Below are 12,244 nucleotides of genomic sequence, written 5' to 3' on the forward strand. Positions count from 1 at the left end.
CATTGCCTCGAAAAGCCTGGCCGTCATCTCTGCGATGTTCCCTTATCCAGCGGCCCAGCATATTGGGGGTAATCCCAAGGCTTCGAGCAGCATCGGTTTGACTGTAGCCTTGATCCAGAACCAGGCTGATGGCATCCAATTTAAATTCTTTTGAGTACTTCTTTCGTGTGGTCAATTTCTTCATCTCCAGTTAGGGGTATTATCCTTAACTGGGTTGGTCTGTTCTATTAGGCCACGTCATAAGGATCCTAAAGCGACAATAGCGTCCCTGGCAATTGCACAGGCCGCGTATATGGCAGCCCAGGGTGAGGTTGTAACAATCCAGAACTATCGTAATCAATTAGCGGCACTGATTAACGATGAAGATAACAATTCTGTCAGAGAGTTCCACTCACTTATTGATTTGATCAATCAAAATTTATCTCTGAATGAAACAGAGTTTGCCAAAATATTGAAACAAGAGAATGGTATTAGCGGGTACATATACCACACCGTGCCAATGGTCTTATTTATCTGGTTAAGACACCAAAGAGACTTTGAAGGCGCGATGACCTCAATGATTCGATTAGGAGGGGACACTGATACTACCGCTGCCATCCTAGGCGGCGTGGTTGGAGCAGGCACCGACAAATCCGACATTCCAAGGGACTGGTTGGATAACATCATGGACTGGCCCATATCTGTTAACTATGTCAAAGCTTTGTCGGCGCAACTGGTACAGTGTAAACAATCCAATACCAAAGCTTCCGTAGCCCTCCTGCCCGGGCCATTGATTTTTTTACGCAACATGATCTTTTTAGTGATTGTACTATTGCATGGTTTTAGGAGATTGCTGCCTCCTTATTAACACTCTCCATAACATTTTCCCAGGCTATGGCTTTCCCTTTAGCGGTATATCCTTCAGCTCAATATCAAATCGCTGCAACCAGGACTTAATTCGATGCGTATCATTCATCTGTTTACGGCGTAGCCGGGACTTCTCGAAAAGTTTTCGGCTGGCTTCCGCATAGGAAGATGATTGCCTAATGGTATCAACGACCAACTTCAAGGCATGCAGATCGATTGAATCCATATGACCAAGGATGTCTCGGCCGAGACAATCCAAAGAATCCTTTTCAGATGAGTCTTTCCACTCTCCAACATCCCCATACCATATGGCTTTCAGCCTGGAAATTTCCCTCTCTACATCATCCGTTCGAATCACGCCACCATCAGACAATGTGGTCATTCGCCTGACACTGGCGATCAAATCCCGAAAATTTCCAGTCCATAAGGATTCAGGCCGAGAAGCAAATTCGACAAAGCGTTTCCGTGCATCAGGAGCAATTCGAAATCGTTGCTCAAGCGTCCGGCTAACCTGATCGAGCTCATAATCCAGGTTAGGTTCCAAGTCTTCCAGTCGCTCCTTTAATCCTGGCAACGTGAAAGTCCATAAATTGATCCTCGCCAGCAAATCTTCCCTAAATACGCCTTGTCGACATGACTCACGAAGGTCACGATTAGTCCCCGCAATCAACTGGAAACGACTCTCCTGTAACCGGTCACTCCCCATAGGATAAAACGACTGATTTTCGATCGCAGACAGCAGCATGGCCTGCTCCTCCAAACCTAATTCCCCTATTTCATCCAGAAACAGCAGTCCATTATCCGCTCTCTGCAGTAACCCTTCCCGGCTTTCCAAAGCTCCGGTAAATGCCCCCTTCCTATGCCCAAACAATGCTGACATAGCATTGTCCCCCATCAGGGTGGCGCAATTGACTTCTACATAGTCGCCGCTGATTTGCGCAGTTTTGTGTTTTAACGCATAAATTCGCCGGGCAAGGTCTGATTTTCCTGCACCAGTGGGCCCCATTAGCAAAATGGGATAAGGGCTACGCCGGCTGATAATCTCCAATTCCTCGATCATCTGATTAAACTTCAGATTTAGCGTTGGAATTCCCCTTTTAAGATCGTTTTCTTCTGCTTCTTTCTGCCGACGTACCCGTTCTGCAACGGCATCGTATTTGGAAAGATCCAGATCAATCACCTGAAACCTGGCCACCCCGCCTTTTTCCCCCGGCGCGGTTTGAAGAATTTTTCCCGGAAAATAACGTCCTTCCACCAACTTATAGATACAGATCTGCTGAATATGCGTGCCAGTGGTGATGTGGAACAGATATTCATAGTCCGATCTGAAGGTTGCGGCTTCCTTCTCAACGAAATCCACCAGCGTCAAATGTACCTCGGCCAGCTCCCAGGGATCTCCGAACTTCACCTGATGAAGGCTGACACTGATATCGCTATTCAATTGCTCTATATCCTCTTTGACTTCCTCCGCCAGCAACTGCTCGTTGTCATAAAGAAGATGAATCTGTGTAACCCCAGCCATCTGCGCCAGCGACACCGTTGGCCGCCAACGTCGTTCAAACCGCTTCTCATAAGCTCCGCGACGCTTGGAAGCTCGATCCAGTCGCTGACCGACAATCGAATAGATAACTTTGGGGAATGTCATTGAAATTTACACCTGCAGATAAACAGTTATCGAAAATTTGTCCCATTAATCACACATGACAGATTTCAGCATGATACTCATCCAATTAAAAACTATCAAAATATATAGTGAAAACCATTAATTCTATTTAAAAAGATAAATAACTTTGCTTTCGTATTATAAAATCATCCGCCAATCTCTTTTATTTAGACGTTTCCACAAAGCTGGCACGGTGCATGCATACTTATATAACAACTAATACAGAAAGGCTGCTATTCAGCAAAGAGATATAGCCGACTGTTTTTCATTATTTTGGGATTCAACATGAGACACGATCTTTCTACAACATATTGGCCAGCAGACAATAAAGGTGAACATCGCCTCTATGCCTACGGCCTGCGTGCGCTCAATAAGAGCACCGAACAATCGTGTCATCTGAACCTCATTGCCAACCATGGCATACAGAGCAAATTTATAGGACCTTCCTGAATTAACGTCTGGAGGGTCAACATGCCCTCCAGGATATCTGCATATAACCGGAAACCTGGTGGGCTTTAACAGACACCAGGTTTTTTTGTGCCCGAACAACCGTGATAGGAAGGTCACGGATTTGGGCACACCCCGAATAACTAAACTAGATTTGGATGGGCTGTCGATGGTGAGACAAGCAGACTGTAAATCTGTGGCCGAAAACTGCGGCGGTTCGAATCCGCCCCCATCCACCAAATAAATGATGCACAAGGTAGGTTGACAGAGTGGTAATGCACCGGATTGCTAATCCGGCGTCTTATAGGAGGCGCGTTGGTTCGAATCCAACACCTACCGCCAAAATTGATTAATCGTGGTCCTGTCGCTTAACAGGTTAAAGCACCGGCCTCATAAGCCGGCAGATGCAGGTTCGAATCCCGCCGGGACCACCAACAATTTTTGGGTCGATAGCTCAAATGGCAGAGCAAGGGCCTTTTAAGCCCGAGGTTGAGGGTTCAATCCCCTCTCGACCCACCAGATTGTTCCGGAATAGCTCAGTAGGTAGAGCGGACGGCTGTTAACCGCCAGGTCACAGGTTCGACCCCTGTTTCCGGAGCCAGAATCGAGGGTTTGGCCGAAAGGTGAAGGCGCAAGACTGCAACTCTTGTATTTGCCAGTTCGAATCTGGCAACCCTCTCCAATTTTTATTGGAGCAAGTGTAAAGAACCAAGGATTTACCCGTGTAGCTCAGCGAACAGAGCGTAGGTCTACGAAACCTGAGGTCGATGGTTTGAATCCATCCATGGGTACCAGATTGATATTAACGCGCAAGTGACGGAACAGGCATACGTACTGGTCTTAGAAACCAGGTTTTAAGGGTTCGACTCCCTTCTTGCGCACCATTTTAAAAACAGTAACGCTTTTAACTATACAAGAAAGTTTACAAAAGTGTTTATTGGCCGCTGGCGCAATTGGCAGCGCATCTGACTTTGACTCAGAGGGTTTCCGGTTCAAATCCGGAGCGGCCAGCCATTAAGTGGTGATCATTAGGGCCTGCTGACACTTCGTGTGACGATCATGTTGAGCCTGAGAATAGGTCAATCGCGGCACAAGGAGAGACGTTTAGTTATTCTAAACGAACGACGAGTAACAAAGAGTGCCCTATTCTCAGGCTCAACCCGCAGGGCTGGGCCTCATTTTGCCCTCTACGGCATTGTCGGTCGCTTATGTAGATGACTACACCGCGCTCCCTCCTCTTTGCAGAAGGTAAAATGAGACTCCAGCATGATTGTCACACGAAGTGTCAGCAGGCCCGTGGCAGAGCGCCAGGTTGTGGCCCTGGAGATACGAGTTCGATCCTCGTTGATCACCCCAAATTTTATTTTCCATCAACTAACACGATTCACTTATATACTTATAGAAACAGCCATTCGAGGGCTTGGCTATGATGATGAAACACCCCTTAATTTTAAAAATCACTGCTGGAGGGCAACCTCAGAGCTGGCTGACCGTCCATCAAGCGGCACAGCATCTGGTTGCCGGTAGGGTCGCCTGGTCATTTGGCGACACCGGCATCATTCTGAAAGGGGGCTTCAATAAAGTCGGCCTTCAATCCAGCCTGGGCATACCCGCCATACTGGCCAGTAAAAGTGACCACGCCCGTATCGCTCACTCAGTGCCATTCACCCGGCAAAACCTGTTCGCCAGGGACCGCTTTACCTGCATGTATTGTGGAAATAAACCATCTGAACGAGCTTTAACGATCGACCATATCATCCCGACCAGCCGGGGTGGTCGGCACTCCTGGATGAACACTTGCGCCTGTTGTTTTGGCTGTAACCAGCGTAAGGCTGCATTAACACCAGAAGAGGCTGGAATGGCATTATTGTCGGTGCCTTATGTGCCTAACAGGTACGAATACATGTACCTGCGCAATAGATATGTTCTGACAGATCAGATGGATTACTTATCCAAGGGTTTTCGAAACTTCGTTGCCTGACCATCAACACTTGCAAGACCAACAACATTTGCAAAACCAGCAATATCAGTAAAACCAAACCAGTAAGTGACAAAGTCTTCCTTGAATCTTACTGGCTTTCCATTTTCTCGGCTTACTGAAAAAATTCAATCGCCTGTTGCCCCCCCTTCTATCGAGAGACCTTCCGCTTAGAGCAGATTACGAAAACGCCTTTTTCAACACGGGAATATTCTGGAGGACCAAAACGTCAAGTGCCAACAGTATGAGCAAAGCGACTCCAACAAGGGGAAACGCCAGACATAATGCCAGCCCAATACAAATAGCCCCTTTCCACAGTGGCATATCTACCGGGGCTGGTGGTGCAACCAACCTTCCCGCCTTGGCCGGACGGCGCATCCACCACATAATCACACCACTGACCGAGACAAATATCACCGACAGGCAAAAGATCGTATTTAAAGCAATATTCCATATCCCCATATCACCTTCATGAAAGGCAATAGACACTGCCATCGCCTTCCCTCCCAGCGAATAGTCTTCATATTTCACATCTGCCAGTATTTTACCGGTGTGCTGATCAACATGTACGGTCCGATCTGAAGTGGGGCTTGTCGTGTCATTACTCATCGAGTCCTGAGACAATGTCCAGACACCTTCCTTTCCCTGAGGCAGGTTCACCTGAAAGCGGCGATCTCCCATACCCAGTGCATAACCAAAGGCGACAACCGTATCAATATTGATTGGCGTCCCCGGAGCGAGTCCAGTAATACCAGCATCAGATCCGGATTCCGGCATGGCAGTCTGCTCCAGAGCCCAGGGAACATCTTTCATTGCACCATGATTCATGGAGGCATGGATATCATCAGACAATGGAACCTTATCCCACTTTTCCGCAGGAAAAGTACTCCAGGCCTGAATAAAGCGTTCTCCCCATATCCCCGACCATGATAAGCCGGATAAGAAAAAAATAATCAACAGAGCGGAAATATAGAAGCCGATACTTTGGTGCAGAGATTTCCAGAGCGGCCGGCCACTTAATCGCAAATTCGGTATCAGAACATCTGCTAATCGCGTACTGCTCCGGGGCCACCATAGATACAGACCTGTCACAATCAACACCATTCCCAGCCCGGCCGCAATTTCAATCAGACGATCACCGGCATCGCCGATCAGCAGAGTGCCATGAATATCGTTAGCCAGGTCATACCAACCAGCCCTCCGAGACCAGGAGCCTAGTACACTTGCGTCATATGGATTAACGGCAACCATAAGCGCCTCACCTTGAAGATCTACCCGAAACAGTGCCGCACCATCAGAGCCTAATGGACCAATATATTGCTTCAACACCCCACCAGGGATAGAAAACAAGGCAGCATCTGCCTGGTTTGATATCGGGACAGCCCCGCCTGCAGGTGCAACAGTATAAGCCTTTTCACCCTCACGCCCGTCGATGACACCAGCCCAAAGCATAATAAGGCCAGTTACAGCCAGCATGCACAGGAACGGAATTACATAAAGGCCTGCATAAAAATGCCAGCGCCAGACTGCTCGGTAAAATTTTTCGCTTAACTTGAGATCTTTGGAAGGTAAAGATGAGTCATAATCCATTGCCATTTTTATTTTCCATTCAATGAAAAGTCATTATGAAAGCCAACTGACTTTGAGCTGGAGAATAATAAGCAACCTTATCTGGCAAGACCAGAGCCCCTTTGGCTTATGCGTGACTCATCTTAACCGCTGGATCAAGCAGGCCAAATGACCTGCTTGAAAAAGAAGGATCAGGCCATTCCCTGTCCGTTAACTATCCCGCCCCACAATAGGTCCCACTGCACCGGCCATGCGGAAGTTGGGTCGTAGCGGAACTGAGACCGGACAAACCGTTGCAGAGTTCCCTCGATAACACTGACTAACAACTGCGCAGCGACGGTACTGGATACTTTCAGAGTCACCTCATTCTGGATTTCCGCATTTCGCATCAATGAGCGCAGTTCGGTCTCCAGCCTTTCAGTCAATGCCCTGGCACGCTGCTGAGTCCTGGGGTTTTCACCTACCAGTGCTTCACCATTCAACAGACACCCCAACCCAGGATTACGCTTGGCAAAAGTTAACCAAAGCATCGCCACTTTATTGACCTTATCTCGCAGTTCTTCTTGTTCTCCTGCAATAGTTTTAATGCGACTGAACAGCGCATCTTCCATAAATTCCAACAACGCTTCGAACATTTTCGCCTTACTGGGAAAATGACGGTAAAGCGCTGCTTCTGATACTCCGACTGCCTCGGCTAACTTGGCTGTCGTTATCCTGGCTCCACTTTGTTCCTGTAGCATTATTGCCAGGCATTCAAGTATCTGCTGTTTTCGCTGACCACGTTCGGCTTTCACTATATTCTCCAGATATACTGCTTCGAGAGAGGGGTTTATTCATTATTAATTCGGGCCCCTGAATAACGTCATAAAAAACTGCCAGCACAAAAAAATGCTGGCGATCAAATGTAACTTATTCTGAGTAAGTCATCATTTTAAGCCAACATTTCATTGCGCCATGGCGACGCTGATAGTTTTTTGAATCCCTTAAAAGAAGGTTCCATCTATCGGCGACGATGCACTGGCGTACAACTTACGAGGCATCCTTCCCGCCAGGTAAGCATCGCGACCGCTTTCCACTGCAAGACGCATCGCCCGGGCCATTCTCACGGGATCCTGTGCAGCGGCAATTGCTGTATTCATCAATACGCCGTCACAACCCATTTCCATAGCAACAGTGGCATCTGATGCCGTACCCACTCCGGCATCCACCAGTATCGGCACCTTTGCATTTTCCAGAATGATACGGATGTTGTAGGGGTTTCGAATCCCCAACCCGGAGCCAATCGGCGCTCCCAGAGGCATAACGGCGATGCATCCAATCTCTTCCAGTTGGCGGGCAACCAGAGGGTCATCACTAGTGTAGACCATGACCTGAAATTCTTCTTTAACCAATTGTTCCGCCGCCTTAAGCGTTTGCACGACATCCGGGTAAAGTGTCTTCTGATCCCCCAGCACTTCCAGCTTTACCAGGTTATGACCATCCAAAAGCTCTCTCGCCAAACGGCAAGTTCGAACAGCATCATCGGCCGTGTAACAGCCAGCCGTATTTGGGAGTAGCGTATACCGCTCAGGCGAGATAACGTCCAACAAGTTAGGCTCGTCTGGATTCTGTCCCAGGTTAGTGCGACGAACCGCCATCGTCACAATATCCGCACCACTGGCCTCTATGGCTCTGGCGGTTTCATCAAGATCTTTGTACTTTCCGGTACCGACCAACAATCTCGAGCTGTAGGTCTTACCGGCAATAATGAGTGGTTTGTCTTGTCCAGGTGTGTTTTGTGTCATGAGATGTACGCTCGTTTTATTATTGAGGAAAGTAGTGGAATCAGAGGAAAAACTCAGCCTCCCCCTACAGCGCCCACCACTTCAATAATGTCTCCATCGTTCAACATCGTCGTGGCATGCAGACTTTTCGGAAGAATTTCTTTATTGAGCTCTACTGCCAGTCGCTTTCCGGTAAATCCCAAGCGATCCAGTAGCTCAGTCACAGAAACAGAACCTTCCAGTTCCCGGCGCTCGCCGTTCAATTGGATATTCAGCATAGTGGAGTCTACCAACTAATTGTTATTTGAATGTTACCAGCGGTCTTTAGTAAGTTGCCGTCTAAAGCATCGTGATGGTGTCGCTTGGCGTTAGTGGCGGTTGTCGCTGCTCAGGAATCATCAGTAGGGTCGCGATAACCCATAGCCCCCCAGATCACTCCACTCCCCCAGAGAATCCAGCCGAGAATAAGGCTGATTCCCCCCAGAGGAACCCAAGGCCCTGATGCGCTTATGATCCCGAAAGACTTAAGATAAAGCAGGCCACAGAACATCAACAGACCCGCGATAAAACAACCTGTCACCACAACGATTACGCGTCTATGGCATAAAGAGGCAAGCAGGCAAAGCAATACTACTCCAATACCATGCAAAGTATGGTAACGAAGTGCAATTGCAAATGTCGATGCGCCTTCCGGATAATGCTGTTGGACAATATGACTCCCCACCGCCCCCATGGCGACAGCAGTACCTGTCAATATCAACCCCAGTCCAAGCCCGATTCTCTGTCCGGGAGACAAGGATGCAATAAAGGCGGTTGCCCCAACACTATTCATGCCCCAGTCATCCCCCTGTGCTTACAGTCATTTCCGTATTAGTCACGGCTTTCCACTTCAATATACTCACCTGTATCCACATTCATGGCCCGCAGATTCCCCCCCCATACACAACCGGTATCCAGAGCATGAAACCGGGTAACTCCGGTGACTCCCTGAATAGCGGCCCAATGACCGAACAGAATTTTCAGATCATCGTTCCTCGGGTACTGAAACCATGCTTTGAAGCCTTCCGGTGCGGTCTCCAGCCCCTGTTTATGAGTTAATTCCAGGCAACCCTGCTCGTCGAGAAAACGCATTCGGGTCAGATAATTGGTAATAACCCGCAACCTTTCCATACCTTGAAGGCTTTCATTCCAGCAGTGAGGCAGATTACCGTACATTTCACAGAAAAAATCATGCGCATGAGATCCGCGCACGACCTGTTCAACTTCTGCAGCCAAACTCAGAGTTTGCGCCACACTCCAATGATGCGGAACCCCCGCATGCACCACCATAAGATGACGCTCTTCATCGTAATGAGCCAGCGGACACTCTCTTAACCACTCCAGCAATACCTCCGCATCTTCTGCATCATACAGCGCAGAAAGCGTATCCTTCTTCTTGCTCCTCTGTCTTCCGAAGTAGACCGCCAGGGCATGAAGGTCATGATTTCCCAAAACAGACATCACTGAATGCCGCAGAGAATATATCAGGCGCAAAGTCTGCAGCGATTCCGGGCCACGGTTAATCAAATCACCGGCAAACAGAATCTGATCCGCAGCCGGATCAAATTTAAGCTTTTCTAAAAGGCGTTCCAGAGCCTCACAGCACCCCTGAACATCACCGATAGCATAAACAGACATAAGGTTCCTAGATCAGTGAAGCGTTCTTGGCGTCGAGAGTACGAATCTTGGAATCGGCGCAATAAATTCATGCCCGTCTTCGGCTTTCATGATGTAATGGCCTTCCATAGTACCGACTTCGGTCTCCAAGACACAGCCACTGCTGTACTCATAAATTTTACCCGGCGCAATCACCGGCTGCTGACCAACCACACCATCACCAGTCACCTCCTGCTGACGCTGATCACTATCAGTAATCAGCCAACGCCTGCTTAGCAACTTAGCTGTCTTGGCACCGTGATTGGTAATCGTGATGTGATAGGCAAAAACATAATGATCATTATCCGGGTCAGACTGCGACGAAATATACTGGGTCCGCACCTGTACTTTAATGTCGTAAAGAGGGGATTCTTCGCTCATGGCTCCCGATCAACTTTCGGTCAGTGGATGTTCCAAAACGTAGTCGGCAATATTCACAAAATCGCCAACACTCAATGTTTCCGGCCGCGCCTGAGGGTTTATCCCCAAGCTCTCCAGTCCGTTGGTATCAATCTCCTTTTTCAAGCAGTTTCTCAGTGTCTTACGACGCATGGCAAACGCCTGGCGGACCACCCGGGATAGTACCTTCTCGTCACGACATGGGTATGGCTTCTCCGGATGAGGTACCAGCCTGACAATCGCTGACCAGACCTTAGGAGGCGGATTGAAGGCGCCAGGCCCCACATTGAACAGAGACTCCACCCGGCAATGATATTGAGCCATCACGCTTAGCCTGCCATAGGATCCGTCACCGGGCTTCGCTGCAAGCCTGTCCACCACTTCCTTCTGCAGCATAAAATGCATGTCGCTGACGACAGGGCCCAGCTCCAGCAAATGAAAAATCAGCGGTGTTGAAATGTTGTACGGAAGATTGCCCACCAGCCTGAAAGGCATGCCTTCCTTCACCAGTGTTTGAAAGTTGAACTTCAGGGCATCCGCTTCAATAATGTTGAAATTCGGATAGTTAAAAAACTTTGTGCGCAACACAGGGATCAGATCCCGGTCCAGCTCAACAGCCGTCAGCGCAACTCCTGTATCCAGCAGAGGCTCCGTCATTGCTCCCAATCCAGGACCAATCTCCACCAGCAGCTCTTCAGCGCCTGGGTTAATTGAACGCACAATACGGTCGATGACCGTCATATCATGCAGAAAGTTCTGTCCAAAGCGCTTTCGGGCCTGATGACCTGCTGGCTTTCGAGAACCACGAGAAGAATAATTAGACATCCAGAGACTCCATGGATGAAGATTGTCTGGCCTGACTCGATACCATATCAATGGCACATTGCAAAGCCGTTTTTAAACTGCCGACATCCGCCTGCCCGGTACCGGCGAGATCCAGCGCAGTACCGTGATCGACAGACGTCCGTATCATCGGCAGCCCCAGGGTGATATTGGCCGCTTTGCCAAATCCCTGATATTTCAATACCGGCAATCCCTGGTCATGATACATAGCCAGTACTGCATCAGCATTGTCGAGGTATTTCGGCGTAAACAGGGTGTCAGCAGGTAAAGGACCTGTCAGATTCATGCCCTTTTTCCGTAGCCGTTTAAGACAAGGCTCAATAATATCGATTTCCTCTCGTCCCATGTGTCCGGACTCTCCAGCGTGCGGGTTCAGCCCTGCTACAAGAATATGAGGCCTGGGAATTCCAAATTTCACCTTGAGATCCTGATCCAGTATGGTGAGTACCTGTTCCAGACGTTCATCTGAAATAAGCCCTGACACCTTTGATAAAGGTACATGTGTTGTCGCCAACGCAACCCGCATCACATCAGATGCCAGCATCATCACCACTCTTGGTACCCGGGTCAGTTGCTGCAGAAACTCTGTGTGGCCCGTGAATGAAATGCCCGCGTCATTAATCACACCTTTATGCACAGGAGCCGTCACCAATGCATCAAACTCGCGACTCAGACAACCAGTGATGCTTCTGCGTAGAGTATCCAGGACATATTGAGCATTGGCAGGAGACAAGCGTCCCGGTTCAGGGGAAGATTCGCAGTGTACAGGCAAAACAGTCGCAACACCGGGCTGGGAAGGGAGACCATCTTGCCGCGAGGCAACGAAAGCCTCAGGATTATATAGCTCCACTTTCAGAGGCAACCCGAGTAACTCAGCCCTTTTCTGCAACATATCAGGGTCGCATACCAGCACCAGATGTACAGGCCAGCTCTCCTGAAGCATCTGGACACAGATGTCCGGACCTATGCCCGCGGGCTCACCGGGAGTGACCGCAATGATCATAACCATACCTAAATTGTTGGATAGTTCAGCCTCAGGAG

General features: G+C 48.9%; 13 protein-coding genes and 9 tRNA genes. 11 read left to right on the top strand and 11 right to left on the bottom strand.

Annotated elements, in window-relative coordinates; translation table 11 throughout:
• A partial coding sequence (locus F566_RS32565) for a transposase (RefSeq protein WP_033416103.1) occupies positions 1–175 on the bottom strand: 175 nt, incomplete at its 3' end.
• Positions 176–214: 39 nt separating this feature from the next.
• On the opposite strand from F566_RS32565, the gene F566_RS32570 reads away from it, so the two are divergent.
• Positions 215–847 carry an ADP-ribosylglycohydrolase family protein gene (locus tag F566_RS32570; protein ID WP_083921056.1) on the top strand — a complete coding sequence of 211 codons (633 nt, stop codon included), beginning with the start codon at positions 215–217 and terminating at the stop codon, positions 845–847.
• 24 nt (positions 848–871) lie between these two features.
• On the opposite strand, the gene F566_RS0110680 is transcribed toward F566_RS32570, so the two are convergent.
• The gene (locus F566_RS0110680) at positions 872–2,491 is read right to left on the bottom strand and encodes an RNA repair transcriptional activator RtcR family protein (protein WP_020406984.1); all 1,620 of its coding nucleotides are present in this window, start codon (positions 2,489–2,491) and stop codon (positions 872–874) included.
• 621 nt (positions 2,492–3,112) lie between these two features.
• On the opposite strand from F566_RS0110680, the gene F566_RS0110685 reads away from it, so the two are divergent.
• The 10 genes from F566_RS0110685 (at position 3,113) to F566_RS0110735 (ending at position 4,937) form a co-directional block, all read left to right on the top strand.
• Positions 3,113–3,195, top strand: a tRNA-Tyr gene (locus tag F566_RS0110685).
• A 16-nt stretch (positions 3,196–3,211) separates the two neighbouring features.
• A tRNA-Ser gene (locus F566_RS0110690) sits at positions 3,212–3,298 on the top strand.
• A 15-nt stretch (positions 3,299–3,313) separates the two neighbouring features.
• A tRNA-Ile gene (locus F566_RS0110695) sits at positions 3,314–3,390 on the top strand.
• Between the two features lie 9 nt (positions 3,391–3,399).
• Positions 3,400–3,475 (top strand) — tRNA-Lys (locus F566_RS0110700).
• 6 nt (positions 3,476–3,481) lie between these two features.
• Positions 3,482–3,557, top strand: a tRNA-Asn gene (locus tag F566_RS0110705).
• 5 nt (positions 3,558–3,562) lie between these two features.
• A tRNA-Cys gene (locus F566_RS0110710) sits at positions 3,563–3,638 on the top strand.
• A gap of 36 nt (positions 3,639–3,674) precedes the next feature.
• Positions 3,675–3,750: transfer RNA gene (locus tag F566_RS0110715), tRNA-Arg, on the top strand.
• Between the two features lie 13 nt (positions 3,751–3,763).
• Positions 3,764–3,840: transfer RNA gene (locus F566_RS0110720), tRNA-Leu, on the top strand.
• Positions 3,841–3,894: 54 nt separating this feature from the next.
• Positions 3,895–3,970 (top strand) — tRNA-Gln (locus F566_RS0110725).
• Positions 3,971–4,382: 412 nt separating this feature from the next.
• Positions 4,383–4,937, top strand: coding sequence for an HNH endonuclease (locus F566_RS0110735; protein WP_020406986.1), 555 nt, complete (start codon positions 4,383–4,385; stop codon positions 4,935–4,937).
• Between the two features lie 177 nt (positions 4,938–5,114).
• Here F566_RS0110735 and F566_RS0110740 read toward each other — a convergent pair whose 3' ends face one another.
• From F566_RS0110740 to pdxA, 9 genes are all read right to left on the bottom strand, one after another.
• Positions 5,115–6,530: a PepSY-associated TM helix domain-containing protein gene (locus F566_RS0110740; protein ID WP_020406987.1), complete on the bottom strand. Its 1,416-nt coding sequence runs from the start codon at positions 6,528–6,530 to the stop codon at positions 5,115–5,117.
• A 164-nt stretch (positions 6,531–6,694) separates the two neighbouring features.
• The gene (gene slmA, locus F566_RS0110745; protein WP_020406988.1) at positions 6,695–7,297 is read right to left on the bottom strand and encodes a nucleoid occlusion factor SlmA; all 603 of its coding nucleotides are present in this window, start codon (positions 7,295–7,297) and stop codon (positions 6,695–6,697) included.
• 189 nt (positions 7,298–7,486) lie between these two features.
• Positions 7,487–8,287 carry a thiazole synthase gene (locus tag F566_RS0110750; RefSeq protein ID WP_020406989.1) on the bottom strand — a complete coding sequence of 267 codons (801 nt, stop codon included), beginning with the start codon at positions 8,285–8,287 and terminating at the stop codon, positions 7,487–7,489.
• 53 nt (positions 8,288–8,340) lie between these two features.
• The gene (gene thiS, locus F566_RS0110755) at positions 8,341–8,544 is read right to left on the bottom strand and encodes a sulfur carrier protein ThiS (RefSeq protein WP_020406990.1); all 204 of its coding nucleotides are present in this window, start codon (positions 8,542–8,544) and stop codon (positions 8,341–8,343) included.
• Between the two features lie 110 nt (positions 8,545–8,654).
• On the bottom strand, positions 8,655–9,098 hold the full coding sequence (locus tag F566_RS0110760) for a DUF423 domain-containing protein (RefSeq protein WP_020406991.1): 444 nt from the start codon (positions 9,096–9,098) through the stop codon (positions 8,655–8,657).
• 38 nt (positions 9,099–9,136) lie between these two features.
• Entirely contained in the window at positions 9,137–9,943 is an 807-nt protein-coding gene (locus F566_RS0110765; RefSeq protein WP_020406992.1) for a symmetrical bis(5'-nucleosyl)-tetraphosphatase, read from the bottom strand.
• A gap of 12 nt (positions 9,944–9,955) precedes the next feature.
• A complete protein-coding gene (gene apaG, locus F566_RS0110770) occupies positions 9,956–10,342 on the bottom strand; it encodes a Co2+/Mg2+ efflux protein ApaG (protein WP_020406993.1) in 387 nt (128 codons plus the stop codon).
• Between the two features lie 9 nt (positions 10,343–10,351).
• Entirely contained in the window at positions 10,352–11,185 is an 834-nt protein-coding gene (gene rsmA / locus F566_RS32575) for a 16S rRNA (adenine(1518)-N(6)/adenine(1519)-N(6))-dimethyltransferase RsmA (RefSeq protein ID WP_020406994.1), read from the bottom strand.
• Positions 11,178–12,206 carry a 4-hydroxythreonine-4-phosphate dehydrogenase PdxA gene (pdxA, locus tag F566_RS0110780; RefSeq protein ID WP_020406995.1) on the bottom strand — a complete coding sequence of 343 codons (1,029 nt, stop codon included), beginning with the start codon at positions 12,204–12,206 and terminating at the stop codon, positions 11,178–11,180. The genes rsmA and pdxA overlap by 8 nt, the downstream gene beginning before the upstream one ends.
• Positions 12,207–12,244: the final 38 nt, after the last annotated feature.

This window comes from Hahella ganghwensis DSM 17046 (genome assembly GCF_000376785.1).
Lineage (GTDB): Bacteria > Pseudomonadota > Gammaproteobacteria > Pseudomonadales > Oleiphilaceae > Hahella > Hahella ganghwensis.